Consider the following 25,516-nt stretch of genomic DNA (forward strand, 5'->3'; position numbering starts at 1 on the left):
GGGTTGTCCGCAGAGGTGGCAGATGTGTTCGGGGTTGCGGGCGTGTGCTGCGGGACGGGTTGCAGATTCCCAGTTCGAGGGGAGCCGTTGGCGTCGTGTGCTCCCTTTCCAGCCGCCGCTCATCCGTCCTCCTGCGTCTCCGTTGCTGGCAGGCCACGTCGCCGGAGTGCTGCAGCGAGTTCGCCCTGTGCCTTGGCGATCTCGTCCTGTACCTGTTCGCGGAACTGGTCGAAGTCGGGCTCGACGCGGATTTTCACTGGGTGGCCGTCGGCGTCGAGAGGGACGTCGTTGGCTGGGATGTCGATGGGCTCTTCGAAGACGAGGACGGCGCGGGCGCCGATCTGGTCGGCCATTCCCTGGTAGCGCAGCAGCCGTGATTCCTGTGTGATGCCGGGGGTGACGTCGGTGTCTTCGTATTGGTCGATGATGAGCACGAACGGGGGCCGGTCGTCTGCGGCGCCTTCGGGGAGTTCGAGGATCTGCAGGCGGGCCATCAGGCGTCTGCCGCCTGTCCGTCCAGGCGGACGATGCTTCGGACGTCGAGAGGTTGAATGAACGCCTTCACTTGATTGTTGGCGTAGGCCGTGTACTGGTCGCCGTCGTACTCAACCGTGTCGGCGGTGAGGTTCTGGGTGCTGCCGTCGTCGAAGGTGATGAGGTAGCGGGCCATGGCGCGGGCTCCTGTGGGGTGGTCGGTTACGGCTTCCAGTGGGGCCCGCGTAGTGCGTCGGGTACGTCGCTGGTGGTGATAGGGACGATGAGTCGGGCTTGTTCGCGAAGTCGTCGCTGCTGTGCCGGTGTCGGCTTGGGCGGCGGGGGCCGGTCGAGGCTGGCGAGGATCTTGTCGGTGATGCCGTGTGCGTGGGCGAGGTCGAGGAGTTCGGGGCAGTCGTTGAGGTTGTCGGTCCACGCCATGTCCTGGTCGCCGTAGGTGCGGCAGCCTTTGCAGGCGGGTTCGTAGGTGCAGTCGAGGTCGAGCGTGTGCCGGGTGAGGATGCGGCGGTCGGCCTCGCAGCGGAGGCGGACGCTTTCACTCTGGCTGGGCGGCCACTCGTACTCGTCCAGCAGTTGTTCAACGCGGTCGACTTGCTGGGTGATCCAGGCGTGGAGATCCATGGCGCGGGCTCCGGGGTTTAGCCGATGAGGACGTGTTCGTGGGCGGCGGTGGCGGCGAGGATGTCGGCGACACTAGGTGTGGCGTTGTCGTCGTACCTGGGGTCCCAGTTGCCGAGTTCGTAGCCGAGACAGCCAGGGCAGCGGAGGGCGAGGATGGCGCTGGTGCCGTCGGTGTAGGGCTCGGCATGGAGGGTGAAGTCGGTGGGGTCGGGGGAAGCCATGGGCGCGGGCCTTCCGTGGGATCAGTAGATCGGCAGGTCGTCGTGGTCGAGCTCGACGTGCCGTCCACGGCGTGTGCAGTGCGGGCAGATACCGACGCTGCGGCCGGAGCCGGGCCCGTACACGGGGTCGGGGATGCTGCCGGCGTACTGGTGCCCGCCGTATGGCCTGGTGCAGAGGATGCACGGCAGCCAGTAGTAGCCGTGGCGCTCCGCGTACCGGTGGTGGATGCGGGTCCAGGACTGCGGCAGGAGCCGGATCCAGGCTTCCCGCTTCGCCGGTGAGGGGCCGGACGCGAGGGGCGCCGGGATGCCGAGGCGCCAGTACCAGAGGCGTTCGATCAGCCGCAGTGGCCGCATCGCGATGGTGATGTGGTGGCGGGCCATGGGCGCGGGCCTTCCGGTTCAGGCGGGTACCGAAGTGCGTTCGGCGATGAGGGCGCGGATCGCTTCGGGCTTGCCTGTGGCGTCGACGTAGCGCTGGCAGAGCTGGCCGTTGGCGACGTGCTGGGGGCTGCCGAGGCCGGACTCCTGCGGGTGCCACAGGTGGGTGATCGTGCCCTCGTGTGTGCCCGTCGGGCCGAGGAGTGCGTCGGCGCAGATCCTCGCTGCCGCATCCTCGAAGCCCCAGCCGGTGAACCGTTCGTCCATGCCGCCCATGGCCCACCAGCTGGCTGGTTGGATAATGAGGACGCCGCCGGTGGCCCATCCATGTTCGAGGTCGACCGGGCAGTCCGCTGCCTGTGCGCCCGCGAGGTAAGCGCGTGTGCCGTCGCGGGTGAGTCCGCGGTACCAGCTGTACGGGAGGTGGAGGCGGCCGTCCGCAGCTGTGGCGATGGCCTCGTGGACGGGCTCGGGCTCGGCGAGGGTGTCGGCGTCGCACAGCACCACGACGTCGGCGCCAGCGGCTTCGGCTTGGCGGACGCCTTCGTTTCGGCTTCCGGCGCGGGAGAACGGTTCGTGGCCACTGTCGACATCGAGGTGGATCGCGTCAGGCAGCAGCGCCGCGAGGTGAGCGCGCACGTATTCGTGGTGGGCGTTCCGCTCCGGGGTGCCGGGCCGCCACGGGATGACGACGCCGACGGTCATGCCTGGTACACCGCCCACGGCCGGTCGACGTCCAGTCGTTCCAGGCCAAGCCGTGTGGTGATGTTGTCCTGCTGTTCGCGGGACCAGGTGGTGACGCCGATCCATGCGTCGGTCTCGGCGGGCTCGTCGGCGACGGGCCAGTCGAGGACGAGGAGACCACCCTTGCGGACGACCGCCCGGAGGCGTTCGACGAGCTGCTCGCCGGTGGCGTGGCTGTGGTGGATGAGTACAGCGAGGCAGTACACGGCGTCGAACTTGCGGCGGCCAACGTGCTTGCCGAAGTCGGATCCGTCGGACTGGAACGTCGGCAGGTCTGGGGCGTGCTTCTTCAGCGCGGCCAGCATCCGTGGAGCGGCGTCGACGCCGGTGACGTCGTATCCGAGCGCGCGCAGCGGGACGGCGACACGGCCATCCCCACAGCCGAAGTCCATGACGCGGCTGCCCGCGAGGATGTCACGGGCGAGGAGTTCGGCCTGCGCTTCGCCGGATGCCCAGTAGGCGCCTTCGCTGATGCCGCGGGTGGGGTGGATGGAGGCGGTGGCGCCGGGCTGGTCCCAGGCGGCGATGACGTCCTCGGGGTTCACGGCGGTCACCCCTTCCTGCCGACGCGGATGGTGGTGACGCCGGGCTGGTCGGGCATGTAGCCGTGCGGGTCGATGACCACGGAGCCGGGGGCGATGCTGAGGTGGAGAAACGCGTCGTGCCGGGTGCCCACGACGAACACTGCTGGCGTGACCGCGTCGAACCAGGGGCCTTCGGTGTCGACGTGGGGGTCCCAGTGCTGGGCGTCGACACCGCGCTCGCGAAGCTGGTGTGCGAGGAGGAGGGCAGGGCTGCCGCCAGTGAGGTCGGATCCGGGCTTGTACGCCTTACCGAGGATCATGACGTCGAGGCCGGTCTGTTCCGCCCACTGCTGTGCGAGGTCGGCGAGCCAGCCGGTTTGGGCTTCGCGTGCTTGGACCATGTAGCCGAGGACGTCGGTGGAGAGGTCGAGGCGTTGGGCGAGCCAGGACATGGCGATGATGTCGCGGGGGTGGCAGTGGCCGCCGTCGCCCATGCCTCCGCGCATGTACTTGGGCGATACGACTCGGTCTGTGGCCTTAGCTAGGGCGTCGGCCACGTCGTCGCAGTCAGCGCCGGTCTTGTGGCAGATCTCCATCAGCGCGTTCGCTACGACAATCTTGGTGGAGATGACGACGTTGTAAGCGACTTTCGTGAGCTCCGCCGACTCCATGCCCATGATCTGAGCGGGCCGGTCATGGACTGTGGCGTAAATGTCGAGGATCGGCTCGGTGTGCCGGGGGTCGTCTGCGCCGAGGAGTACGAACTCGGGGTGGAGGTAGTCGGCGATCGTCGTGCCCATGGCGATGAAGGCGGGGTTGTAGACGAGGGTCGTCCACTTGTTGAGGAGCGGTCGGATCAGCCGGTTCATGGTGCCGGGAAGGCAGGTGGAGATGACCGCGATGGTGATCGGTTTCTCCTGCAGTGCGGCGGAGCGGCAGAGGTCGCGGATGGCCTGGACGAGGTACTGGTACTCGAAGTCGTTGGGCTCGTCGGGCATGGTCTGTTCGCCGCCGTAGGCGGGGCTGTGGGGCGTCTGCACGGCGACGAATACGACACTGTCGGTGCTGGCCACGACAGCCGACGCGGAGGAGGCCAGGGTGAGGGAGGCCCCGGCCAGTAGCGCCTCGATGCCTTCTTCCTGCGGTGGCGGGGCTGCTCCGTGAAGGATGTCGGCGGGTCGTGGTGACGGGTCGTAGCCGGTCACGGTGTGCCCGCCATGTTTGGCGAGGGTCAAGGCGCAGACGATGCCGAGTTTCCCGAGGCCGATCCAGCCGATGCGTGCCATGCGCAGGGTTACCTTCCGGGGCGCGGGTCCGGGCGCGTGCCCGGCCGTCAGGCGATGTTGAGTAGGGTTTTCAGAGTTGCGACGTCAGCGGCGCGGGCGGTTTCCATGGCGGCGCTTCCGTAGTCGGTGGTGCGGTAGCCGGCGAGGGACTCGGCGCGGGTCTGGTCGTTGTGGCCGCCGGTGAGGTCGTCGCGGTCGTGGAGGATGTGCACGTCAACGCGCTGGTGCAGGCCGAGGGTCTGGCCGAGGTATTGGATCCACGAGTCGCAGTGCGGCGAAAGGCTGACGTGGCCGAGGTGGTCGGTCCAGGCGCGTGGCCAGATCGGGAAAGTGTTGCAGGTCGGGATGTCGTTGCTGTACGGCCACAGCACCGAGGGCGGCTGCTTGTGGACTGCCGTGTCCCAGCCGTCGTTGAGCATGCGGGCGTCGTCGTTCCACAGCATCAGCCAGTCCCCGCTTGCCTTGGCGGCGAGCTGGTTGACGTACTCGTGGAGGCGTGAGTATCCGTACCGTTCGGGGGCTGTCCAGGGGATCGCCTGCCAGGGCAGATTGATCTCATAGGTGTCCGGGTCGTCCGGGTCGGCGCCGGTGAGGATCTCGATGCAGCCGGGCCTGTCGGCGTGGTCGAGAAGGCTGTCGATGGAGTCGCTGAGGCTCTGGGGTCTCCCTCGCGAGGGCAGGAGCACGGAGATCAACGGCGCGGGCCCCTCTCAGTAGATGGTGAGGGTGCCGGTGCGGTGGATGGGGGTTTCGGTGCCGCCCGCGAATTTGATCCACACGCGGTAGTCGCCTTCGGTGAGGGTGGTTTCGCCGCCTTCGGGTCCGATGAGGATGCGGGCGTGGGGTGCGAGCCATTCGCCGGTGTGCCAGTCGCCGGTGTCGGGGGTGGTGCCGTCGGCGAGGAATGCGAACTCGGGTGGGGCGCCGAGGTTGAGGCTGGCGCCGCCTGCCTTGGCCACGACGGTGATCTTCACGTATTCGGTGGAGAGGGCGGCTAGATCCACGGGCCGGTCACCGTCCATCCGCTGTGGGGCTCGCTGATGTGGGTGGTGAGGTCGTCGCGGACGGCTGCGTCGGTCTGGGCGCCGAGCCGGGAGCTGGCGGACAGGCTGGCCGTAAGGACGGCGGCTTGGGTGGCGGACGCGTCGAGGCTGCCGCTGGCGTCGAGGGAGGCGCCGAGGACCGCGGAGGGGGTGAGAGCGGCGGTCTGGGCGCCGTCGGCGGTGAGGCTGGCGGACATCAGGTAGACCGCTGCACTGCTGGCCGCGGTGTTGAAGTTGTCGAACTCGCTGAAGTTCGTGCTGCCGTTGTTGCGGTAGGAGAGGAGTTCCACCGCGAGGGCGTTGGTGCCGCTGGTCACCCAGGCGGGGGTGGCTAGGGTCCGGCGGTTGGTCCAGGAGGAGCCGTCCGTCGAGGTGTCCCACAGGACGTTTCCACCGGTTTCGCGGATACGGAGCCAGGCGTGCGTCGACGAGTTGTAGGTGAGGGAGACCGCGGAGCCGTCGGTGTAGCCCACGTTGGACTCGAACCTGATGGTGCCCGCGACAGTGTTGATGTTGATGGAGAGGTAGGTTCCGGCGGTCGCCTGAATGATCTGGAACGCTGTCTGCGCCTCCGTCGAAGCGCCGTTCGCGGCAGCGGCCACGGGCAGCTGCACGTAGGCACTACTGCCTGCCAACGTCCAGTCCTTGGCGGTCTGGTAGCCGGAGTACTGGCCTGCCACGCACGGCAACCTGGCCCGGCCACCGGTCTCAGTCGCGCCACCGTAGGAGTTGCCCCACTCCGGGCCGATCACGTTGTCGTTGAACGTGTCGACGAGGGTGCCGATCAAGGCCATCGCTGCCCCCGATCACGCCTGCGCGAAGGCCAAAGCGCCTGCAGGGAAGCGGCATTCGTCGCCGGAAGCGAGAGTCCTGGAGGTAGCTAGAGGCCCCCACCACCAGCGGATTGGGGTGCCTGCCGAGTCCCAGATCTCGACACCGACGATCGTCCCGGCAGGCATGCCAGTCCAGACGATATCCGCCGAGTTGGAGGTAGCCCCGGAGGATGCTGCTCCGACGGTGAGGTTCTTGCGGACATAGGATCCGCCGGTCACCTCAGTGCCAGCGGCCGAGTCGGATCCGTTGGCGGTGACGAGGGCGACCTTCAGCGGCAGCGTGGGCGCAGTGGTGGCCGTGCCCATGAGCCAGTCCAGAGCACGGTTCTCCGCCGTGTTCGAAAGATTGTCAGCGATGGCTACTGCCCTCCTTCCTGGTCAGGTGACGCCGAGGTGTCCGGACATGCGGGTGATGTTTTCGGCGCCGGGCGGGTCGACGGACACCCACACGCGGTAGTCGCCGCGGGTGAGGACGAGCGTGCTGCCGGGGCCGATGAGGAGCGTGGCCTCGCCGTCGTCCCAGACCCCGGTCTTCCACTCGCTGGTCGCGGGGTTGTCCCGATGCGCGACGACGGCGATGCGTACCGGGGCTCCGGTCAGGTCGACGCCCTCGGGTGCGGTGACCGGGACGTGCAGGTACTCGGTGGAGGAGGCGGGGATCAGCACGGGGCGCCCACCTCCCAGTCCGCGGCCTCGGGTACTCCCGCCGTGTAGGGCCGGGCTGTCGGCGTACTGGCGGCCCACCGGCTGTACGGCAGGCCGATGGTGATGTCGACGTCGGTGACGGGGCTGGTCGGCGTCAGGGCCTGCGCCACGTCTATCTCAGTGGCGGTGCCGAGGGTGCGTTGCCGGATGTGTCCGAGCGGAATGGCCTCGGCGGATTCTGCGGCGACGCCCAGGAGCAGTTGCTTGAGGCGCGCGACGGTGAAGGCCGTCTCGGTTTCGAGCGCTGCGGTGAGACGTCCGGCCGCGGGCAGGGCACGTGCACTGTCGACTTCGCCCGCGACCCCGAGCTGCCGCGCCTTGCTGTGACCGGGAGACCAAGCTTCGGCGTTCTCGATCGCGGCCTGCAGCATCAGGGCCTTGAGGCGTCCGAGGCTCCGCGTGGTCTCGGTCTCCGCTGCCACGGAGGCGTGACCGGGTATCGCCAACTGCTGCGCCCGGTCGGTTTCGGCAGCCGTGCCGAGGGGGGCCGTCTTGCGGGCCGACAGCGGCATTGCCCTCACAGTTGAGACGGCAATGCCGGTCTGCTTGGCCTTGGCCGTGACAACGGTCCGTGCGTCCTCTGCGGCGGCTGCAGCGGTCACCGCCTGGATCTTGCGGGCGTTCAGGATCCCCGCGGTTTGCTGGCTCTCCGCGGCGACGGTCCAGGCGGTCTTGCAACCACCGACCGACTCCGCGCTGTCGACCTCGCCGGCCGTGGGCAGCGCCACCTGCTTGGCTCGTCCCAGCGGTATGGCACTGTCTGATTCGCCTGCGCTGTCGAGGCGGCCGGGCTGCGCGAGTTGCTGCGCTTGGTCGATCTCGTCGGCGAGGTCGAGGGGAGCCGCCTTGCGGGCCGTGACAGGCTGTACCGTCTCGGCGGACTCTGCAGCCCCCATGGCCTGCGTCTTGGCCGCTGTGAGGGGGTGTGCCGCCTCCTGGGTGGCCGCCGGGGCCATGACCTGGATCTTGGCCGCCTGGAGGCCTTGTGCGGTCTCCAGGGCGGTGGTGGGCGAGAGTGGGCGGCTGCGCCCCGCCGCATTGGCCGCCGTATTCTCTGCCGCGGTCCCGAGCGCCCGCGTCCTGGTGCGCCCGATGGTTTGGGCCGTGACAGTCTCAGCGCCCGGGTCGAGCGGACGGGTCTTCGCCCAGGTGAGAGCCTGCGGCGTGTCGATCTCCTGGGAGGTGTCCAGGAGTTGGGCCTTCGCTTGCCCAAGGGCCTGCGCTGTCTCCCTAGTCGAGGCCGGCGCGACGAGGTGGGCCTTGATCCCCGCGACTGCGCGGGCCGTGTCGGTCTCACCGGCTGCTGTGAGGGATCCTGCCAATGCCAGCGGAAGGGCCTGTGCCGTCTCCGCAGCCACGGCCAACGGGAGCGTCCTGCGGGCGCCCAGTGGCTGGGCGGCTTCGTCGACAGATGCAGTGTCGAGCCGCAGCTGCTTGGTCGCCTGGAGGTCCTGGGCCGCCTCGTCGGCCCCTCCTGCGGCCAGGGCGCGGGCTTCCCCTGCGGTGAGCGAGGCGGCCGTCTCCGTGGCACTGGCCGGCCCGAGCAGCGCGGTCTTGGCCGCGCCCACCAGCCGTGCCGTGCCGGATTCATCGACGGGTGGGAGCAGGACGTTGCGGGCTCCACCCAGTGGCTGCGCCGTCTCCGCGGCCGATGCGCTCTCCAGCGCACGGGCCTTGATGTGGGCGAGCGGCCCGCCTTCCTCGGCGTCGACCGCTCCGGCGAGGGTCAACGCCTTGGCGGCGGTCAGAGGCTGCGCTGTCTCCGTGCCCTGTGCAGGAGGTGGCGTCGTGCGCTTGGCCGCGCTGGCGGGCCGGGCCGTTGCTTCCTCGGCGACTGCGCCGAGGGTGCGGCTGCGGATCTGTCCCACTGTCTGCGCGGCGTCCTGGACTGTGGCGGCCAGCAGCGGTGTCGTCTTGCCGGCACCCGGCGATACGGCCGCCTCGACAGAGGCGGCTGCCGCGGGTGCTATCGACTTGACCCGCCCGACGCCGTGCGCATCCTCGATGCTCGTCGCGGCGGCGAGCTGCTGGCGCTTGGCAGGACCGAGGGCCTGAGCGACATCGGATGCCGTGGCGGTGGATAGGGCGGCGGTTTTCGCCGACGTGAGGGCCCCGGCGCTGTCGGTGGTTTCGGTGGTGCCGAGGGTACGCTGCTTGCCTCTGCCGACCAGCTGAACCGCGGCATCAGCGGTGGCAGCACCAAGGGGTGCCGTCTTGCGGCGGCCGACTGGCTGTGAGGCACTGGTCTCGGCGGCCGCTGTGAGGGCCTGTGTCTTGCCCCGCCCGAGGGCTTGGGCGCTGCCGGTTTCGTCCGCGGCCGTGGGTACAACGGCCTTGGCTCGCCCGAGGGCCTGCGCCGTGCCGGTCTCGCTGCCGGCGACCAGCGGCGTAGCGGGTGCGGCCAGGGAGCGGGCTGTGTCCGTTTCTGTGACGGCCGCGAGCGCCGCCGACTTGGCCTGCCCAAGCACTGGACCGGTACAGGTTTCGAGGGCGGGGGCGAGGACGACGGTCTTGCGGCGGCCGAGGGGCTGCGCCGTGCCGGTCTCGGATCCGGGTGCCGCCGCCCGTGTCTTGGCTTTGGTGAGGGTTTGGGCGGTGGCGGTTTCGGAGGCGATTCCGGCTGTGGCGGTGAGGCCGCCGGGGCGGAGGGCGATGAGGATGGCCCTGCCGTCGCCGCCGACCGGCATGGTGGTGTCCCAGGTCTGGGATCCGTCCGTCGTGACGATCTTGTATTGGGTGGCGGCCTGGATGTTGGAGGAGCCGCTGCCGCCGGTGGTGCCAGCGTTGAGCATCGTCGACCAGGACCCGCTGGTGGTGTCCGAGTCGCCGGTGATGTTGTTGGAGCCGCCGACGGTGCCCTCGAAGCCGTCGACGCCGATCACCAGGTCCCCGGCGACCGGGTTGGCGTTGGTGAGGCTGACGTTGACGTTTCCGGAGACGATCGTGGCGGTGGTGGCCGAGCCCCGCAGCGTCGAGGACCCGCCGGTGAACCGGTACACGGTGAGGTTCTTCGCCGCCGCGCTCGAGGACGGCGCGAAACTGACCGTTGTACCGGACATCGGGTTCGTGACCGTGCAGTAGAAGATCGCCACAGCGACGGAGCCGGCGCTGGTCTGCGACTGGTTCGCCGCGATCCTCGTCCAGGTGTTGCCAGCGGCGTCGGAGACTGCGCTGGTGCCGATCGCGTCGGCGCCGCTGATGTCGTCACTGACGCAGGCGGCGATCAGGCAGTCGCCGACGGACGCCGTGACGGACGCCGCCGCCGCGGTGCCGCCGGTCTTGTTGCCGGTGCCGAGAGTGCTGGACACATACGACCAGCCGGCCGGGTTCGCGCTCGCGTCCGGCTTCAACGCGATCGTGTAGTGATTGCAGTTGGTGAGCGTCTGCGTCGCCGTCGTGCTCAGCCCAGTGACGCTGCCCGCGCTCTTGGGCGCCAAGCTGAGGTAGCCGGCCTGGCCGTTGCCGCTCGCGCCCTGGTCGTCGATTTCCGTCACGGATGTGTCGGTTGTCGAGCAGGTGGGGTTCGTCCCCCCGGAGGAGCGGGACTGGCGCAGGTAGAGGATCGGGCAGCCGGACGCTGTCGTGGTGATCGGCGGGCCGGTCACCGTCGCCGCGGTCGTCGACGCGCTGATCGCGTGGGCGTCGATGGGGCTGGTGTTGTCCACCCTGCGGAAGCTGTAGATCGAGACGATCATCAGCGAGAGGACGGTCTGCGTCCAGGAGTAGGACGCGGGCTCGCTGGAGGCCACCCGGTACCAGGCTCGGCCCTGCCAGCCGGTGGCGTTGGAGTCGATCTGCGTCCAGCCTGCCGGTGGGCTGAAGGTGCCGGAGGCGCCCGTGGTCCCGTGGGCGATCATGACGTCGCCGTCCACGGTGCCCGCCGGCACGTTCACGGACAGGCTCGTGCCCGTGGCCGCGTTGACGGCTTTGTTGACGTAGAGAGGCTGGCCCACGATCGCCCCCTACCGGGAATCCGGCGGCCAGGGTCAGGCGGCGGATGTGGCGCGGAAGAAGTCGGAAATGGTTGCTGAGACGTCCGAGCCGTCGGGGGTGATCGAGAAGTCGTGCAGCGTCAGTGGCACGATGGTCGAGTCGGTGCCCGATGTGGTGTCGGCGTCGTAGCAGATCAGGAGCTTGGAGATCGCGTTGCCGGTGGCTGCGGTCCAGGTCTGGTCTGCGATGTCGAGGGCGAGGCGGTCGTTGGTGTCGTCGACGGTGACGGTGCACGCGGTGACGGTCTTGCGGCCCATGGTGGTCTGCTCGTTGGTGGTGCCGGAGAGTACGGCGGCGAGGTCGTCCTTGTCGCGCAGCACGGAGTCGGCTTCGAGGCCGGAGGTTTCGAGGGGCACGATGATGAGGGCAGCGTTGCCGGTGCCGACCTGCTCTGCATATCGCTTCAGGTAGCCGAGGGCCGTGTTGAAGACGATGTTCGCCATGTTGATCTTCCTTCCGGGCCTCAGCCCCAGGTCCAGCCCTTGACGTAGGCGATGTCCATTTGTGCCGAGCTGTTGACGGCAGCCCGGTCCCCGTTAAGCGCGGCCTCGTTCTGGATGATCCAGCTCATGGGCCGGTCGGGGACGCTGTTCGTGGAGCGGCCGATCAGCTCGCCGTCGAGGTAGAAACGGACCTCGCCGGGCTTCCACTCGATCTGTGAGGTGTGCCAATCGCTCCAGCGCCTGCCGCTGTCGAACGCGGTCTGCCGCGTGCAGTTGGCGGGGTGGACGAAGCCTGCGATGGTCTCCGACCACTCAAGTTCAGGGAAATCGATCTCCGAGCAGCCGTCATTCACGACGGGCCAGAGCAAGTGCGCCGACTTGTAGCCGACGGCGACCTTGGAGACGCGGAAACGTTCCTCGTACCGCCCGTATCGCTGCTCCATAAGCTTCTTCGGCACAACCGCGGCGGAGTGCACGGGCCCGGACGGGCCGCGCCACATGCGGATGTGCATCTGCCCGCCCGAGATCCACACCGTGGACGCGGGGTCGTACAGGCCACCTACCGGGTAGTCGCGTTGGGTGGCGGTGTCGGGCCAGCCCTTCGGGTAGGCCCACCAGTTCGCCCGCGCGCTGCCGGTGAGGCCACCGCAGTAGGCGCGCGGAGTGTCGACGTTGTGGCTGCAGTCGCGGAAACGTCCCTTCGCGACTGGGGTGTTGAAGGCGTCAACGAACCGCAGCTTCCACGTCGGCCCGGCATCCGCGACGCGGCCGGCATCGGCAGTCGGCGCTGCAACGTGCCAGAGGAGGAGTGCGGCGAGGATCCCGGCGATGGTGAGTGGACGCCGCATAGCACACCACCTCTTCCTCGCCGCACGATTCAGGGGTGGTGGTCCGCCGCCCGGACGCCGGTACCAACTCACGGAGGGTGTAAGCCCTCACACGAGGAGACCTCTCCGGTCTCATCGCCTGGCGGCGGAGATTGAGGGTCCCGTCGCCCGGGGCGGGGGCCTGCCGGGCGACGGGGGCCAGTACCGCCTGCTGGGGGCGGGCGCTACTGGCCGGGAGGTGTCCGCCCGGACCCCCACGGACCGGGCGGACGGGGTGGGCCGAGCGCGACGCGCTACGAGGCCCGGCCTGCGCCACGACCACCACGGCGCAGGGGCTAAGCGGCGTGCTGCCGCTGGTCTTTGATGGGCGGCGGCGGGGCGGGGGTGATGAGCTCGCGTGTGTCAGGGTTCCGTTCGGCGGCCGTGGTCTCGTTGAGGTCGTAGCGGGCGTTCTTGCCGTGGCCGTGGACGGTGAGGCGGCCTTCGGAGGCCCAGCGCCAGATGGTGCCGACGGGCCGTCCGGTCCAGTAGGCGAGGTCTGCGGCGGTGACGAGGGTTGGGGTTTCGGAGGGCAAGTGGTCACCTCCGGATGCAACGAAGGCCACCCGGGGTGGCGGGTGGCCTCAGCGCGAAGTTCAGCTATCTGAGCACAGAGTGACTTCGGTGAACATATTTTGTCAAGTGCTCAAGTATTCATGGTGCTTCCGCGCCCGGGAAGTCCCTGGCTTTGATCTTCGCCATAGTGCCATCGGGGTGGTGGTACACGAGGCCTTCCCATGTGTGCCCTGCGAGGAAGTTCCCGATCTCGTCGTAGGTGCGGAAGTCCAGACGGGGGTCGACGGTCTCGGCCGTGACGTGTCGGATCAGGGTGTGCCGCTCGACACCTTCAGGGTTTCCGTTGATCTTCGGGCCGCAGAGCTCGTAAGTTCCGTGCGGCCAGTGCCGATGTATCTCGGCGGCCTCGGTGTGGAACTTGGCGAACGACGACTGCGCTATCGGCTCCCAGCCGACCGTCTTGCCCGTGGTCGTGTCGTGCTCAATCGGCACGTAGTTCGGTGGCGGTGCCTTGCCGCGTTTGACCTCACGCCGAGCCCACCAGTCACCGGACTCGTCGAGCAGGACGCAGGTGCCGTCGTATTTGCGGGTCGCGGTGCCGTAGCCTTCCAGAACCCACTCGCAGCCGGAGGTGACCTCGGGGAGTACGTGGCGGCGGTCGTCGGGGTTGCGGACGAACAGGGTGGGGATCTTCTGCATGCGGGCCTCCATTGGCGTGGGGGTTCAGCTTGGCTCGGGTTCCAGGGCAACGTCACGGGATTTTGAGGCCTCGGCATACAGGCTTGCCTTCGCGACACGGGGATGCCAGTGGCTGCGGATGTAGGCCAGGGCCAGTCCGATGCCGTCTACCGGTGATCGTTGGGTCTTGTCGGCAGCTTCGCTCACGTCTGCCGTCCTTTCCATACGATCCATGCGCCAGCCAATCCGACGGCGCCGCCAAGCAAGCCGCAAAGGCCGAGGACAAGCCGCAGAGCGTCGTTCACGCCGCATCCTCCGCCCGCCGGAGCTGCTCTTCGAGTACGGCTTCTTGCGCGTCACGCAGGCCGCGCCATTCCCCGAGGGTTTCCCAGCGTGCGCCGCAGGCTCGGCAGTGGATGCGGTGGTTGTCGGTGACGGCGGTGAGAGGTTCCCCGCAGAGGGTGTCGTCGTCGTAGCGCGTGGGGCAGGGCCCGACTTGGACGCAGCCGCCGCGTTTCTCGCCGTCGGCGATCGCCTTGCATTCGCCGTGCAGCTTGCGGAGGTCGTCGATGTCCTGGCCGATGCTGTCGTAGCTCGAGCAGGCCCACAGCAGGTTGTCGGCGAGGAATCGGACGTGCTGCGGGATCGCTTCGGCCGGGCTCCCGCGCCAGGGGGCGACGGTCCAGCCGAGCGCGGACCGCCACGCGTCCTCAATGTCGCGGAGCCGGGCGGCTATGCCGCCGGGGCCGACGAGGGCGAGGACATCAAGGCGGGGCGGTATCGGCGGGGTCCGGCTGCCCGACGTGGCGCTGCCGGTGCGGCGGGCGCCCTTCATCAGCATCGCCGTCGTGTCCAACCGGGCGAACAATGCCGGGAGTTCGCGGATGCGGGTCGCGGTGGCGTCCTCACACGGACGGCACGCAAGCCGTCCGGTCTCGGCGACCCAAAGCAGACGGCCGCACCGCGGCGCCACGCATGCGGGCCAGTCGTAGTCGTCGAGGCCGGTGGGGTGGTTGTGCACGGCGGGCTCCTCGGGTGGCACGGGAAGCAGGGTGCTGATTGAGCCATTGTGCACCCAGCAGCTTGCAATACCGGGCCAATGGCACACTCGACGGGGGCGAGCGGACGAACTGGGCTACCGGGCCTTGGACTTCACGGGCGCCCCGGCCCCGTAGGCGACCGCGGCCAGCCCGGCAGTGAACGTGACAGCCATGCCCGCGCCGGTGGCGGCGGTGGGGGCTCCGGCAGCGGGCAGAGTGACGGCGAGCGCCGCGGTAGCGGCCACCACCAGCACACCGCGCGGGACGTACTGGCGGGCACGGGCGACAAGACGATGATCAGGCGCAGACATATGAGCGCTCCCCTATCGGCGCCAGCGGGGCTTGTGGTCGGCGGCGGCGGACAGGATCTGCATGGCGACGGCCTGACCGTCTTCGCCTGCCGCGTCGATGAGCTGGTCGGCTTTCCTGCTGCTGCCGCGGCCGAGGAAGCCGCCGCGCTGCACCTGCCGCGCTGCCGCGTCGATCTCTTCCGGGGTGGGGGTCTTCGGCATGCTGATCTCCTTCACAGGTTGGTGGAGCTACGGCCCCACCAGCGGTTGTGGGTGGTGACGGTGCTGTTGATCTGATGGACGGGCGCGTTGTACGTCTGGTGGAGCTCCCGCGGGCCTGTCCGGCTGAAGATCTTTGCCAGGCCCTTCAGGGAGTGGAATGCGGCGGGGGGTGCGGCGCAGACGATGCCGATAACAACTGGGTTGGCCTGCCCAGAGGCCCACAAAACGAGGCTGGCAGCCCCTCCGGTCGCGACGATCAGGACGCTCCCTGCGAGCATGAGTGCGCTGCCGTCGGTGGCCTTCTGGCTCATCGGCGGACGCCCGGGCTGCGCGACGGGCTGAGCGTCTCCGACCGTGGGGACAGGGCTGGTGTCGCGATGCGACGTCGGCACCTTCCAGTCGATGCTTTCGATGTCGTCGAGGATCTCTTGGGTGGCGGGCGAGAGGTTCCGCTGCGCGACCGCGGGGTGGTCGAGCGGCGGACGGCCGGGCAGCGGTTCCATGACGGTCTCCTTGTCGGTGCGGTCAGGCGGCGTTGGCGGCGGCGAGTTGGCGGGTGAGGTCGTCGATGGCGTCCTGCTCGGTGTCGTGGAGGTCGGAACGGTAGGCGGCGCCACCGCCCGGTTTCATGACGGCCTGGCCGTCCTGGTCGCACAGGACGGCGCCCCACTTCGGCGGGTGCGGGTTGTCGAGCCGGCCGCAGGTCTGCAGGGTGTCGATCGTGTAGTCGGCCATGAGAGATCTCCTTGTCAGGGTGGGGTGGAGTTCGGAACGAGTGCGGCCCCCTTGCCCGGCAGACGCCGGGTCCTGACGGACGGGCAGTCGGGCTAGTCGGCCTCGCCGGTTGTGGCGCACACGCCGCAGGGGACGCGGATCTTGCCCTGGCTTCCGGCCTTGGGGTGGATGCGGGTGGGGATGGTGAACCAGCCGCGGTCGCAGCCCGCGCCGCACGGGTTGATGGGCTCGGGCTGGCGATCGGGGTCGGGTTCGTGGCCGCCGGCCCGCAGGTCCCAGGCGGCGGTGAGGGCGGCGGCCTGGGTCGCGGCGACCGCGCCCTTGACCGGCCGGGTGACGGCGCGCCCCGCGGCGCGGCGATGCCGTCGCAGGACGGGCTTGATGATCCGCCGCCAGTACAGGCGGCCAGCCTGCTTCACGTCATCGACGGTGATCTCCGGGTGGAGGATCCCGGCGAGGACCGCGCCGCCCACAGTGATCTCGAAGGTGTCCTCGTCGGTGGCGCACTGGCGGCCGCTGCTCGTGTGGAGGATCTCCTTGAGGACGCCGAGGGTGATCAGGGGCTCTTCCCAGGTGTGGGACTGCCAGCAGTTCCCGCGGACCGGGAGCGCGTCGATGAACCCGGTGCCGTCGAGGGTGAACGCCTGCGCGGCGCACTCGGGACACAGATACGGGTGTCCGTCGATCGTCATCTGCTGGATCCTGAGGGTGAGCATCTTCCGGACCTTCCTCGCATATTGCTCTGACGGGTGCCCTGACAGTCGTGGATTTGCGCAGGCCACAGCCCTGACAGGCGGGTGACAGGTCACGGCTTGGAGAGTGCGCTCGACGGGCGCGGTCAGGGGCCTGTCAGGGCGGCCACCTGCGGCGATCCACGTCTTACCAGGGGACCGTCAGGGCGCATTGCGGGCATTACGGGCGGCTTCGATGTCCTCCAGCAGGTAGCCCTGGGGCCGCTTACCGTCCTCGGCCGGTACTCGCTTGACCTTCAGATCGGGTGTCACCGCCTCGATCTGCTCCCGTACTGCCTTGCCGACACGGGCAGACCAGCCTTCCTCCGTCTCGCCGTCTCGACGCCCGAAGCGGGCATGGTCCGCAGCGGCGAAGGCCGTGAAGACCTCGGCGTTCGTGATGTTGCCCCGCCCCGTGGCGCGCGCCATCGCCGACAGCCGGTCCAGAATGCCGACGCGGACGATGCGTCCCCTACCGCCGGGCCCGCCTGCGGCAGACGACACCCCTGTCTCTCCCTGGAGCTGCTCCTCGATCCGGTCGCGCCACTGGCCCGGCAGCCGCCCGGCGGCCTTGCGGATCTCGTAGGCCTCGGCGACGACCTTCCGCTTGTCGTCTGGCTTCACCAGGTAGGAGCGACCCTGGATGACACCGGTCTCCGGGGTGGCTAGCCAGAACCGGCCCGGCTGGTCAAGGGGGATCTTGGATGCGTCGTAGCCCTGACCGGTCATGCCGTCGCCGAGGATCGTGTTCGATGCCTGCCCGGACTCGGTGTTCATCGCCGCGCGGCCAACGTGGTTCTGGCGCAGACGTCCGCGGATGACCGCAACCTCGGGCACCTGCGTGATGCTGATCAGGAGCACGCCCACGGCAGCGCCGACGGCGGCGATCTGCGACAGATTCTCGGTGATCTCGTCGTCCCAGGGGCTCGTGCCCCTGGGGGTGTAGGTGGCGAGCTCGTCGACGATGAAAAGCTCCCGGCCGCCGAGGAGCCGCATGGCCTGCTCGTAGTTGTCGTCGTCGATCTTCTCGTAGCCGTGGTCGTCGAGGAGATCGGAACGGCGGTCGACCTCCTCCTTGATCAGGCGGGTGATGAGGGCGAGACGCTCCGGGTTCCGCTTGACGAACGTCGCCAGGATCGGCGCATACGGGTTGTGCTCGGCGACACCCTTGCCGTCGAAGATACGGACGTTCACCCACGGGTCCTTGGCCGCGCCGATCAGGATGTTCGCCAGAAGCATCCCCTTGCCGCGCCGGGTGGCCCCGGCCGCGATCAGGCTGGTGTCCCGCACATGCAGGGTGATCGGGTCGCCGCGCTTGCCGAAGGCGACCGGAATGCCGTCACGGAAGGTATTGATCGGCCCGTCGTGGTCAAGCAGCGGCGAGGGGCGGACCACCGAGAACGGGTCATCGCTCGCCACCCACACATGCAGCAGCGTCTCGATGCTGCCGACGCTGAGGTCGAGCCAGTCGGAGTGCACGCCGAGCGCGGATGCGATCTGCTGCTTCTTGCTCACGGCCACGGCCGCAGGGATCCCGGAAGGGGTGTGCACGGCGTAGGCGATGCCGGGGCCTTCCCCGTGAGGGATGCCAACGCCGCGGATTTCCCCGCCGCGCTTCTCCGGGACCGCGCCGGCCTCGACGAGGACGCGGCGCATCGTGTCCTCCCCCAGGTGCGAGGTCCGGGTCGGCGCCTGCACGGGGACGATCGCGGGAGTCTCGGGCCGCCCGAACCAACTGCCGGTCAGCACCACAGCGAGAGCGAGGAGGAGCTGCATCCACCAGCTGCCCAGCATCACAGTAGCCGCACCACCGCCGGCGACGGCCAGACCGCAGTAGCCGGTGCGGATCCAGTGCCGCTTCTTGTGCGCCTTGTACTCCGCCCGCCGCACTTCCAGCAGGGCCCGCGCCTTCGACTCGGACGCCGCCCGCGCATCGCCGCGCGGGAGCTCCTTGGCCTGGCGGAGCATGAGCTTGGCAGTGGCAATCTGCTGCCGGTAGTCGTCGTGACGAGCCTCCCACCAGCGGCGGCACAGCCGCCGGTAGCCGCGCACCGACCAGCCCAGGTAGTACGGACTGTGGACGGCATGGAAACGCATCCAGTCGAGGCTGTTGTCGCGGGCGTACACCGCCCACTGCTTCAGCTGCTCCGCGGACATCATCCACGCCGGACGGGGCCGCTTCTCGAACTCGAAAACGGGGGCCGCTTCGGGGGTCTCCTTGACGAGCGTCAGCGGCGGACGCCCATCCTTCAGCGGGGTAGCCATGCGGGTCTCAGTCCTTCTTCTCGAGGGTCCGCTCGACGCGGGCTTGTGCACGGGCGAGGGGATGGTTGGGCTCGCTGTCACCGGTCGTCCTGCGGGGCGGAATGCCGCCGTTGTTTCGGCGCCCGTCGGGGGCGTTCGGGTCCTTCTTCTGCTTGGCGGGTCGTTGGGAATTGACCAGTGACATTTCGCCAAGGACGGGGGTCTCCGTGACGGTCTTCACGCGGGCCTGCTGGGCGCGGGATGCGGCCTCGAGGTCGAGGGTGATTCCGACCGTCTTGCAGCCGGTGACGCGCTGCCAGGCCTCGGCCCAGATCTGCTCGGTGACGAACGCGGAGCCGCGGGCAGATCGCATCGCGTCGGCGACTGCCCACACCTCCGGGTGGTGCTTGCGCCGGTCCTCGTCGCGGCGTGCTTGTTCGCGCTCGGCGCGCTGCTGCGCGAAGGCCTTCTCCTCCCGCGCCTTTAGGTCCGCGGCCTCCTTCGCCTTACGGGCTTGCGCGCGGGCGGCATCCTCCATGATCTTGGCCCGCTGGGAGGCGCGGCGTTCGCGCCGGGAGGGGATGCCGTCGCTCTGCTGGGCGATGCCGTGCTCGTAGACCATGAGCACGATCGGCCCGCCGAGGGAGGCGATGGCGCCGATGAGCCCGGCGTTGAAGCCGATCTCCGGCTTGGTCATGCCGCCATGCATGTTGATCGCAGCAGCGATCAACGCGGAGATCATGACGCCGATGCGGTACGGAGTGACGTCCCGGCGGTGCGCGACCGCCCAGCCAGCGCCACACGCAAGCACGAGCGCAAGACCCTCAAGCAGCGCGGGCGCGGCGACGAGGAACTTCCGGGCGGGATCCCAGAAGTGCATGAACTGCACCGGCGCGGCAATGACCAGGCCGACGGCGTAGATGCCGCGGGCACCCCACTTCCACCAGCGTTCAGCGCGCGTCCGCTCGGCCTGCTCCTGGGCCTCCCGCTGCGCCTGCTCGGCCTCGGCTTGTGCGGCCTTCTCGCGTTCTGCGTCGGCCTTTCTCTTCTCGGCCGCCTTCCGGGCGAGGTAGGCGTCATGGTCGGCCTGGTCCTTCTCCAGGCGCAGGCGCTGCCGCTCATTGGTGATCCGCTGCTTCTCCGCCTCCTCGACAGCCCGGGTCTTCTCGGCTTCGGCGCGGCCTTCGGATTCGATGCGCAACGCGGCAGCCTCGGCGGCCGCCCGTGTCCGGATGGCCTCCGCCTCGGCCAGCGCCACCGGGTCGAACCGGGGCTCAGGCGAGGCCACGGCAAGGCCGTTGACCTTCTTCTCGACGGAGGTGCTCACGGTTGATCAGTCCTCTCGGTTGCGTCGGGTGGTGTGGCGGTATCCGAATCCGCCGGGCAGGTTCATGGAGGCGGTGCGGCGGCCGGTGGATGAGATCGTGTAGTGGGGTCCGCGCCGCCCGCCGAAAGTGATCGACCAGGAGCGGCGGTTGATGTTGAGTCGGACCCCGGGGAAGATCCGCCACGACCGGCGGTAAGTGATCCCCATCAAGTGGCCTCCGACCGAACCGACCGCCACGCCACCACCAGCAGCGCAACCGTGAGGACCGAGGGCTGCAGCAGGAGCGCCAGGCCGCCACTCAGCCCGAGCCCGACCGCGGCACCGATGGCCGCAGCCAGGCCGGGAAAGATCCCGACGAGGAACAAGACGGCTGCGAGCAGCAGCCAGCCGACAAGCCGCTTCATGGCGGCCTCCGATCAAAACGAGGTGTGGGATTGAGGGGTGCTGAGGGATGTCCAAGGCGCACGTGCCAGACGTGCGCCGAGGGCCACCATCAGTCCTGGGCGCGGTCCGCGCGACGGGCGAAGTAGACGTCGACCAGGTAGTCCATGACCGCGCACACGACGAGCGCGGTGGCGATAGTGGCGGTAGCACGCCACGGCTCCGCCACGCCCACGGCGGCGACATCCCGGACCGTGATGGCGGCCGCGAACGCCGGAGCGATCATCACCAGCCAGATCAGATACCGCATCAGCCGCCCCGCTTCTTCGTACCGCCGTGCCAGAAGCTGACCTTCGCTGCGGCGTCATTCGCTGCGGCGTTCAGGCGCTGGTACTCGTCGGTCTCGTGCCGGATCCCGGCCGCGAACTCACGGTCTGAGTTCTCGTTCAGCGCCTTGTCCGCCGCCTTCATCTCTGCGATCGCTTCCTTCTCCTCGGGGGTCCTACGGAACACACCCACGCCGGGGCTCCTCTCTCGGGTCGGGTCACCACCAGATGGATGGCTTCTTCGGTACGCGGTTCGGACAGCCGTTGATCATGTGGTCGACGCACTGCGGGCAGTCGCCTTTCGACGGCACGTAGCCGCTGGACCAGACGTTGTGCAGCACGTGCGCGTGGTGCCAGCACTGCGGGCACTCCCCCGGCGGCGTCGCCTGCGGCATCAGTCGACGAGGTCGTCGGCCGTGAGACCGCCGGGACAGGGGTGCGCGGTAGCGCCGTCACCGGTCACAATCACCGTGGTGACGGTGTTCTCATCCGTCCGCTCGCTCTCCACAAACCCGAACTCAGAGTCCTGCTGACCCATGACTAGCTCCTTCCTGGTTCCGGGGCTGTCCCGGCTCCCCTCACCGCCGGGCATGCAAGGTCCGGCGGATCGGGCAACCGGTCAGCGGTTGAAGGTGTGGCTGACCTGGCCGTGGTCGCCGTTGATGTAGGTGGTGCCGTCGCCGTGGGTGACCGTGACCGTGGTCTGGCTGGCGTCGACGGTGTCGGTGGTGCCGGACTGCACGATCGTGTGCACGTCCGAGCCGTCCACCTCATTGCTGGTGCTGGGGGTGCGGTCGCCCATCACGGGCTCCTCTCAAGCTGGTTGAAGCAGGGGAATGGGATCAGCGGGGCTGGTCTTCGTCGTCCGTGTTGTCCTCGCCCGCGGGGCCGGTGATGACGGTGTAGATGTCGCCGGTGCCGGTGTGGAGAGGAGCGTTCGACACCCCGATCACCACCCGCGCCTTCGCTGCGATCTCGCTGTAGTCCATGGCGGCAAGCCCTCCTTGATCAGTTCTGGTTAGGTTCGTCAGCCGTACAGGGCGCGGCGGGCCATCTGCCGCAGCGCGGAATGGGATTCCCGGGCGCGCCGCCCGATCTCCGCGACCGCGTCCTCATCGACCGCGCCCGGCTCCGACGCGGCATCACCGAGGGCCACCACCAGCTCCCGCGCCTCTTCCGCCGCAGCCAGCAGCCGCTGATCGGCTGTAGCCGTGTACAGGTAGTCGATCGCCTCAGTGAGCGCGTCACGGGCCGCATACCGGGCAGCGAGCGACTCATCGGTGTCGTCGCGACCCAACCTCCGGGCGCGGATCTTCATGTACTGCCTGCCGCGAAAGCGGACATAGGCCCGGAGTACGCCCCGGACCGCGGCCACAAACTCCGCACGCCGACGCTCCGCACGCACCCGCCGATCCCCGATCAGCGCCTGCACCAACACACCCGCCAGAGCAGCGGCCGCAGCCACAATCGCCGCAGACACGTCAGCCCTGCCGACCGCGGCGGATGCTCTCCTCAGCCAGGCCCTGGCAGCGGGCTGCGTTCTCCCCGTGGACCTCCGCGAGCCCTGAGCCCTCCGCCTCCAGCTGCCGCGTGCGGTGGTAGTCCCGCGCCTCGATCAGCCGGTGCACCTCGTCATCGGCACTGTCCTCGCCGCCGTAGTCACGGGTCATGACTCTCTCCTGTCTAGTGATCGATCCCGGATAGGGGTCGTGCGCGCCCCGGGCCCGCTTCGAACGAGCACCATCGCGGCGTATACCGGGGCCTGGAGCCGTGGCGGCGAGGGAACTCACCCGCTCCCCTCGCCGCCGGTCGAGACCAGCGAGCAGCCAGTCAGTCGTCGGCGTTCGTAACCGTGACGGAGGCGACGTGCGGCGCCTGGAACGGCAGGTCCTCGTACTCACGGGCGGTGGCGTCGTCGCTGACGGTGGTCTCGATGACGCGGCCGTCGGATTCGGTGATGGTGACGAGCTTGGCCATGGGGTGCCTCCTGTTGGATCGGGGGTGGTCGTGAAGGGATTTCAGCGAGTCGGAGCGACAGCCGCGTCGATGATCTCGGGATGGTCGAACGCCAGCGGCGGCAAGTCACCCAGGGGCCACCACTGCGCGCGGGTCGCGTCGTCCCCGGCCTCGATGGCCGTGCCGGGCAGGACGGTCAGGTGGTAGGCGACGCTGACGTACCTGCCACGCGGATCACGACCGGGCCGGTCGAACGCGCCGACCTGCTCCAACTCCGCCTCGGACGCGTACACGCCAGCCTCTTCAGCCAGCTCGCGGGCAGCGGCGGCACGGCTCGTCTCACCGGGGTCGACGTACCCGCCAGGCAGCGCCCACTGCCCCTTGAACGGATCCCAGCCGCGCTCAATCAGCAGGACATACCCGTCAGTCGTGGTGACGACCACGTCAGCGGTGAAGCGGATCGCCTCAAACGTCTCGGTCATGACGCCTCTCAAAGATCGGAAGAAGGGAGCCGTGGCGGCGGAAGGGGGAATGAACCCGCCGCCACGGCGGCTTGGATGATCAGCGGCGGCGAGCGGCCTCAGCGCCGATGTCGTGCACGTCGATCCCGGCGGCCTCAGCCACGGCAGTGAGCCGATGCGACTCACCGACCGCCGCCTGCCAATACGGATCCGAAGTGTGGTCCTGGCCCTTCGCGTTCAGACCGTCCGCGATACGGCGACACACATTCATCTGATCGGCAGCAGCACCGACAGCATCGGCGGTGCGGGCACGGTCATCGAGCTGACTCTGCAACCAGGCAGGCTTGGACATAGCGATCTCCTTCAGCGAATGCGGATGATGTTGATCGGTTCGGGGTCGAGCACGGTCCCGCCCCGATTCAGACGGTGATGCAGCCGGTCAGCCTTCGCGGCGGTCTTCACCACCGCCTCCTTGGCGCTCTCAGCGCGGGCGCTGTACGTGTACCGGCCGCCCACACCAGGGCCTTCGGCACCTATGCGAGTCACAGTCCAACGAGGCATCACAAATCCCCTTCGCGATCAGACAGTGGCTGGGAGCCGTGACGGCGAGGGGGAGCACACCCGCCGCCACGGCCGATCAAGCGGGATCAGCGGAAACGCCCGCAGTTGCAGTCCGGCCCGTGATTCGTCGCCAACGCATGCAGGTCACTGACCGTCAGATCACCGAGCCTCCCCCTGGCCGTCAGGCCGCTCAGATCACCGAGGGGCAGCTTGTCGGTGGCCAGCTTCCAGTCGCCCTCGAGGATCACCGTCCTCCCGCGGCGGCGGATCGTCCCCGCGCTGACAACCTGCTTACGCCGCTCCTCAGCAGCAGCACGCTCCCGCTCCCGACGTCGCGCACTACGCTCCCGAAACGCCAGCTCAGCCTCATCAGGCTGCGCAGGCACCCGCCGCTCCGACGGCTTCTGCGCGGCGAAGTACCGCTCCTCCGCAGTCGGCATCTCGCTGAACTTCCTACGGCCGAACAAGCCCACGACAAGCTCCTCTCACAACAGGGGAAGTGCAGATCAGAGACCCGAACGAAGACCGGCCGACTCAAGCCGCCGCGGGATAGTCGAAACCCAGCAACTCATCGACCAACAGCGGATCCAGCGCGTAAGCGTGGTCCAGGACCAGCGCCTCCATGTCGGGGCGGCCCGCCTCACGCGCCGCAGCGAAATCCGCAAACAGATCCGCCACCGCCGCGTCACGAACCTCACCCACCGACGTCTGCGACCGGCGCTTCACGCCGAGCTCCGTCGCCGCGTGATCCGCATCGAACAGCACCGTCACCGCCGGCCACCGCCCGAGGGAAGCTCGGCCGGCCGGGACTGCCCGCCCGACCGCTGCTGCAGCCACGCCACCGCCGCCGGAACCAGCTCCGGAAAGTCCGCAGCCAGCGGCGCCTCATCGATATCCCGCATGATGAACTCGACCGGGATCAGCCGCAGAAACTCGCGCTTCGCCCGGAAGGTGTCACCCGAAGCGATATCCACCAGCTCCACAAGCTCGAACTGGGCGCACTCCACCTGACAGACCCGCTCCGCGCCCGCCTGCCCCAGCAAGTGCTTCACCGGATCCCGGTACAGGACGAAGTCCTCGAGGCCGATACGACGGGCCGCACTCACACCCACCCTGATCACGATGTCAGCCATCACGCCACCCCCGTCGGGTACGGGCGCGGACGCCGCGACTTGAGCAGAACCTCGTAACTCGACTTCCCGTCACCCTCAGCCGACACGACCAGGAACGCGTCCGAGTCGAGATCCATCACCACGTCGACCGCGACACCCTCACGACGACGCTGCTGCGCAAACTCCTCCGCCGGCCACGAACCACGCGGACCACCCGCCGGAAACGACGCCAGAACCGTGCGCCGCGGACGGACATACGACGCCGCCACATGCGCCGCCACATCAGCAGCCGACAACGACGGAACCGACAGAGCACGCTCCAAACGGAGCAGAGCAGCACGCGCAGCAGAAGGAAGCGGAGCAGTAGGGCGGAGAGCGGGTTCGGGCGGGGCAGGGGTTGCCGTGGCCATCAGGCCACCTCCTCATGAGCAGGAAGATCCGCCTCCAGGACGGACTCGGGGATTTCCGTTGGGACCACCCGCGCCGAGCGGAGGTAGTCGTCGATAGCGGACTGGGAGATGCGGAAGCGGGGGCGAAGCGCCCCCCTAGCGATGTTGATCGCGGCGAGATGCCCGGATTCGATCAGGCGGCGCACATGTTGCGGGGTGCTACCAATGCGCGCCGCCACCTCTCCGGTAGTCAGGTAACCGCCCACAGAGGCGGCAGAAGCAGACGTCACTGGGTGCTCCCCTGCGGTCGACTGGGGCGGACACCATTAGAGAACCAGATCGCTTCAGAGCAATCAATAGCTCTCTAGAGCGCTTGGCTGAAAATGAGCATA

The 25,516-nt window shown here is 68.8% G+C and carries 45 protein-coding genes; all 45 read right to left on the reverse strand.

Annotation, left to right across the window (positions count from 1 at the left end; translation table 11 throughout):
• Window positions 1–119: 119 nt before the first annotated feature.
• Window positions 120–494, reverse strand: coding sequence for a hypothetical protein (locus tag CP982_RS07345; protein ID WP_150509757.1), 375 nt, complete (start codon window positions 492–494; stop codon window positions 120–122).
• Entirely contained in the window at window positions 494–670 is a 177-nt protein-coding gene (locus tag CP982_RS41575) for a hypothetical protein (protein ID WP_170316382.1), read from the reverse strand. The genes CP982_RS07345 and CP982_RS41575 overlap by 1 nt, the downstream gene beginning before the upstream one ends.
• A gap of 26 nt (window positions 671–696) precedes the next feature.
• Window positions 697–1,116, reverse strand: coding sequence for a hypothetical protein (locus CP982_RS07350; protein WP_150509758.1), 420 nt, complete (start codon window positions 1,114–1,116; stop codon window positions 697–699).
• A gap of 17 nt (window positions 1,117–1,133) precedes the next feature.
• Complete coding sequence (locus CP982_RS07355) at window positions 1,134–1,337, reverse strand: hypothetical protein (RefSeq protein ID WP_150509759.1); 204 nt, start codon at window positions 1,335–1,337, stop codon at window positions 1,134–1,136.
• A gap of 21 nt (window positions 1,338–1,358) precedes the next feature.
• Window positions 1,359–1,721 (reverse strand): hypothetical protein, encoded by a 363-nt coding sequence (locus tag CP982_RS07360; protein WP_150509760.1) that lies wholly within the window; start codon window positions 1,719–1,721, stop codon window positions 1,359–1,361.
• Window positions 1,722–1,739: 18 nt separating this feature from the next.
• Window positions 1,740–2,423 (reverse strand): galactosyltransferase-related protein, encoded by a 684-nt coding sequence (locus CP982_RS07365; protein ID WP_170316383.1) that lies wholly within the window; start codon window positions 2,421–2,423, stop codon window positions 1,740–1,742.
• A complete protein-coding gene (locus tag CP982_RS07370; protein ID WP_150509762.1) occupies window positions 2,420–3,007 on the reverse strand; it encodes a class I SAM-dependent methyltransferase in 588 nt (195 codons plus the stop codon). The genes CP982_RS07365 and CP982_RS07370 overlap by 4 nt, the downstream gene beginning before the upstream one ends.
• Before the next feature lie 5 nt (window positions 3,008–3,012).
• On the reverse strand, window positions 3,013–4,272 hold the full coding sequence (locus tag CP982_RS07375) for a Rossmann-fold NAD(P)-binding domain-containing protein (protein WP_150509763.1): 1,260 nt from the start codon (window positions 4,270–4,272) through the stop codon (window positions 3,013–3,015).
• 47 nt (window positions 4,273–4,319) lie between these two features.
• Window positions 4,320–4,967, reverse strand: coding sequence for a glycosyltransferase family 2 protein (locus CP982_RS07380; RefSeq protein WP_150509764.1), 648 nt, complete (start codon window positions 4,965–4,967; stop codon window positions 4,320–4,322).
• Between the two features lie 15 nt (window positions 4,968–4,982).
• Entirely contained in the window at window positions 4,983–5,276 is a 294-nt protein-coding gene (locus CP982_RS07385; RefSeq protein ID WP_150509765.1) for a hypothetical protein, read from the reverse strand.
• On the reverse strand, window positions 5,267–6,109 hold the full coding sequence (locus CP982_RS07390; protein ID WP_150509766.1) for a hypothetical protein: 843 nt from the start codon (window positions 6,107–6,109) through the stop codon (window positions 5,267–5,269). The genes CP982_RS07385 and CP982_RS07390 overlap by 10 nt, the downstream gene beginning before the upstream one ends.
• A gap of 12 nt (window positions 6,110–6,121) precedes the next feature.
• Window positions 6,122–6,505 carry a phage tail fiber protein gene (locus tag CP982_RS07395; RefSeq protein ID WP_425329814.1) on the reverse strand — a complete coding sequence of 128 codons (384 nt, stop codon included), beginning with the start codon at window positions 6,503–6,505 and terminating at the stop codon, window positions 6,122–6,124.
• A 21-nt stretch (window positions 6,506–6,526) separates the two neighbouring features.
• Window positions 6,527–6,814, reverse strand: coding sequence for a hypothetical protein (locus CP982_RS07400; RefSeq protein WP_150509768.1), 288 nt, complete (start codon window positions 6,812–6,814; stop codon window positions 6,527–6,529).
• The gene (locus CP982_RS07405; protein WP_150509769.1) at window positions 6,808–10,806 is read right to left on the reverse strand and encodes a hypothetical protein; all 3,999 of its coding nucleotides are present in this window, start codon (window positions 10,804–10,806) and stop codon (window positions 6,808–6,810) included. Before CP982_RS07405 ends, CP982_RS07400 begins: the two co-directional genes overlap by 7 nt.
• 33 nt (window positions 10,807–10,839) lie before the next feature.
• Window positions 10,840–11,289, reverse strand: a complete 450-nt coding sequence (locus tag CP982_RS07410; RefSeq protein WP_150509770.1) for a hypothetical protein — start codon at window positions 11,287–11,289, stop codon at window positions 10,840–10,842.
• A gap of 20 nt (window positions 11,290–11,309) precedes the next feature.
• Window positions 11,310–12,137 (reverse strand): glycoside hydrolase family 16 protein, encoded by an 828-nt coding sequence (locus CP982_RS07415; protein ID WP_150509771.1) that lies wholly within the window; start codon window positions 12,135–12,137, stop codon window positions 11,310–11,312.
• Between the two features lie 314 nt (window positions 12,138–12,451).
• The gene (locus CP982_RS07420; RefSeq protein WP_150509772.1) at window positions 12,452–12,691 is read right to left on the reverse strand and encodes a MerR family transcriptional regulator; all 240 of its coding nucleotides are present in this window, start codon (window positions 12,689–12,691) and stop codon (window positions 12,452–12,454) included.
• 118 nt (window positions 12,692–12,809) lie between these two features.
• Entirely contained in the window at window positions 12,810–13,370 is a 561-nt protein-coding gene (locus tag CP982_RS07425; protein WP_150509773.1) for a hypothetical protein, read from the reverse strand.
• A 24-nt stretch (window positions 13,371–13,394) separates the two neighbouring features.
• Window positions 13,395–13,556 (reverse strand): hypothetical protein, encoded by a 162-nt coding sequence (locus CP982_RS41580; RefSeq protein WP_170316384.1) that lies wholly within the window; start codon window positions 13,554–13,556, stop codon window positions 13,395–13,397.
• A gap of 94 nt (window positions 13,557–13,650) precedes the next feature.
• Window positions 13,651–14,391: a hypothetical protein gene (locus CP982_RS07430; RefSeq protein WP_150509774.1), complete on the reverse strand. Its 741-nt coding sequence runs from the start codon at window positions 14,389–14,391 to the stop codon at window positions 13,651–13,653.
• Between the two features lie 93 nt (window positions 14,392–14,484).
• Window positions 14,485–14,700, reverse strand: coding sequence for a hypothetical protein (locus CP982_RS07435; protein WP_150509775.1), 216 nt, complete (start codon window positions 14,698–14,700; stop codon window positions 14,485–14,487).
• Between the two features lie 12 nt (window positions 14,701–14,712).
• Complete coding sequence (locus tag CP982_RS07440; RefSeq protein ID WP_150509776.1) at window positions 14,713–14,901, reverse strand: hypothetical protein; 189 nt, start codon at window positions 14,899–14,901, stop codon at window positions 14,713–14,715.
• 11 nt (window positions 14,902–14,912) lie between these two features.
• Window positions 14,913–15,404 carry a hypothetical protein gene (locus tag CP982_RS07445; RefSeq protein ID WP_150509777.1) on the reverse strand — a complete coding sequence of 164 codons (492 nt, stop codon included), beginning with the start codon at window positions 15,402–15,404 and terminating at the stop codon, window positions 14,913–14,915.
• 22 nt (window positions 15,405–15,426) lie between these two features.
• Window positions 15,427–15,636, reverse strand: coding sequence for a hypothetical protein (locus CP982_RS07450; RefSeq protein ID WP_150509778.1), 210 nt, complete (start codon window positions 15,634–15,636; stop codon window positions 15,427–15,429).
• Window positions 15,637–15,728: 92 nt separating this feature from the next.
• A complete protein-coding gene (locus tag CP982_RS07455) occupies window positions 15,729–16,352 on the reverse strand; it encodes a hypothetical protein (RefSeq protein ID WP_150509779.1) in 624 nt (207 codons plus the stop codon).
• A gap of 177 nt (window positions 16,353–16,529) precedes the next feature.
• Window positions 16,530–18,632: an FtsK/SpoIIIE domain-containing protein gene (locus CP982_RS07460; protein ID WP_150509780.1), complete on the reverse strand. Its 2,103-nt coding sequence runs from the start codon at window positions 18,630–18,632 to the stop codon at window positions 16,530–16,532.
• A 7-nt stretch (window positions 18,633–18,639) separates the two neighbouring features.
• The gene (locus CP982_RS07465) at window positions 18,640–19,938 is read right to left on the reverse strand and encodes an exosortase/archaeosortase family protein (RefSeq protein WP_150509781.1); all 1,299 of its coding nucleotides are present in this window, start codon (window positions 19,936–19,938) and stop codon (window positions 18,640–18,642) included.
• 6 nt (window positions 19,939–19,944) lie between these two features.
• Window positions 19,945–20,145 (reverse strand): DUF4236 domain-containing protein, encoded by a 201-nt coding sequence (locus CP982_RS07470; RefSeq protein ID WP_150509782.1) that lies wholly within the window; start codon window positions 20,143–20,145, stop codon window positions 19,945–19,947.
• Complete coding sequence (locus tag CP982_RS07475; RefSeq protein WP_150509783.1) at window positions 20,145–20,342, reverse strand: hypothetical protein; 198 nt, start codon at window positions 20,340–20,342, stop codon at window positions 20,145–20,147. The genes CP982_RS07470 and CP982_RS07475 overlap by 1 nt, the downstream gene beginning before the upstream one ends.
• A gap of 89 nt (window positions 20,343–20,431) precedes the next feature.
• Complete coding sequence (locus tag CP982_RS07480; protein WP_150509784.1) at window positions 20,432–20,629, reverse strand: hypothetical protein; 198 nt, start codon at window positions 20,627–20,629, stop codon at window positions 20,432–20,434.
• Window positions 20,629–20,838 (reverse strand): hypothetical protein, encoded by a 210-nt coding sequence (locus tag CP982_RS07485; RefSeq protein ID WP_150509785.1) that lies wholly within the window; start codon window positions 20,836–20,838, stop codon window positions 20,629–20,631. The genes CP982_RS07480 and CP982_RS07485 overlap by 1 nt, the downstream gene beginning before the upstream one ends.
• A gap of 25 nt (window positions 20,839–20,863) precedes the next feature.
• The gene (locus CP982_RS07490; RefSeq protein WP_150509786.1) at window positions 20,864–21,040 is read right to left on the reverse strand and encodes a pRL2-8; all 177 of its coding nucleotides are present in this window, start codon (window positions 21,038–21,040) and stop codon (window positions 20,864–20,866) included.
• Window positions 21,040–21,183: a hypothetical protein gene (locus CP982_RS41585; protein WP_170316385.1), complete on the reverse strand. Its 144-nt coding sequence runs from the start codon at window positions 21,181–21,183 to the stop codon at window positions 21,040–21,042. Before CP982_RS41585 ends, CP982_RS07490 begins: the two co-directional genes overlap by 1 nt.
• A gap of 81 nt (window positions 21,184–21,264) precedes the next feature.
• Window positions 21,265–21,447 (reverse strand): hypothetical protein, encoded by a 183-nt coding sequence (locus tag CP982_RS07495; protein ID WP_150509787.1) that lies wholly within the window; start codon window positions 21,445–21,447, stop codon window positions 21,265–21,267.
• Window positions 21,448–21,487: 40 nt separating this feature from the next.
• On the reverse strand, window positions 21,488–21,634 hold the full coding sequence (locus CP982_RS41590) for a hypothetical protein (RefSeq protein ID WP_170316386.1): 147 nt from the start codon (window positions 21,632–21,634) through the stop codon (window positions 21,488–21,490).
• Between the two features lie 38 nt (window positions 21,635–21,672).
• Entirely contained in the window at window positions 21,673–22,077 is a 405-nt protein-coding gene (locus CP982_RS07500; RefSeq protein WP_150509788.1) for a hypothetical protein, read from the reverse strand.
• A 49-nt stretch (window positions 22,078–22,126) separates the two neighbouring features.
• Window positions 22,127–22,315, reverse strand: a complete 189-nt coding sequence (locus CP982_RS07505; protein ID WP_150509789.1) for a hypothetical protein — start codon at window positions 22,313–22,315, stop codon at window positions 22,127–22,129.
• Between the two features lie 160 nt (window positions 22,316–22,475).
• Complete coding sequence (locus CP982_RS41595) at window positions 22,476–22,622, reverse strand: hypothetical protein (protein ID WP_170316387.1); 147 nt, start codon at window positions 22,620–22,622, stop codon at window positions 22,476–22,478.
• 41 nt (window positions 22,623–22,663) lie between these two features.
• The gene (locus CP982_RS07510; protein ID WP_150509790.1) at window positions 22,664–23,083 is read right to left on the reverse strand and encodes an NUDIX domain-containing protein; all 420 of its coding nucleotides are present in this window, start codon (window positions 23,081–23,083) and stop codon (window positions 22,664–22,666) included.
• A gap of 79 nt (window positions 23,084–23,162) precedes the next feature.
• Window positions 23,163–23,414 carry a hypothetical protein gene (locus CP982_RS07515; RefSeq protein WP_150509791.1) on the reverse strand — a complete coding sequence of 84 codons (252 nt, stop codon included), beginning with the start codon at window positions 23,412–23,414 and terminating at the stop codon, window positions 23,163–23,165.
• A 295-nt stretch (window positions 23,415–23,709) separates the two neighbouring features.
• Window positions 23,710–24,096 (reverse strand): hypothetical protein, encoded by a 387-nt coding sequence (locus CP982_RS07520; RefSeq protein ID WP_150509792.1) that lies wholly within the window; start codon window positions 24,094–24,096, stop codon window positions 23,710–23,712.
• 61 nt (window positions 24,097–24,157) lie between these two features.
• Window positions 24,158–24,394 (reverse strand): hypothetical protein, encoded by a 237-nt coding sequence (locus tag CP982_RS07525; protein WP_150509793.1) that lies wholly within the window; start codon window positions 24,392–24,394, stop codon window positions 24,158–24,160.
• On the reverse strand, window positions 24,391–24,756 hold the full coding sequence (locus CP982_RS07530) for a hypothetical protein (RefSeq protein WP_150509794.1): 366 nt from the start codon (window positions 24,754–24,756) through the stop codon (window positions 24,391–24,393). Before CP982_RS07530 ends, CP982_RS07525 begins: the two co-directional genes overlap by 4 nt.
• On the reverse strand, window positions 24,756–25,004 hold the full coding sequence (locus tag CP982_RS42090) for a hypothetical protein (RefSeq protein WP_229879496.1): 249 nt from the start codon (window positions 25,002–25,004) through the stop codon (window positions 24,756–24,758). The genes CP982_RS07530 and CP982_RS42090 overlap by 1 nt, the downstream gene beginning before the upstream one ends.
• A 140-nt stretch (window positions 25,005–25,144) precedes the next feature.
• The gene (locus CP982_RS07540) at window positions 25,145–25,414 is read right to left on the reverse strand and encodes a helix-turn-helix domain-containing protein (RefSeq protein ID WP_150509796.1); all 270 of its coding nucleotides are present in this window, start codon (window positions 25,412–25,414) and stop codon (window positions 25,145–25,147) included.
• Window positions 25,415–25,516 lie beyond the last annotated feature (102 nt).

Origin of the sequence: Streptomyces spectabilis, assembly GCF_008704795.1 — a bacterium.
Lineage (GTDB): Bacteria > Actinomycetota > Actinomycetes > Streptomycetales > Streptomycetaceae > Streptomyces > Streptomyces spectabilis.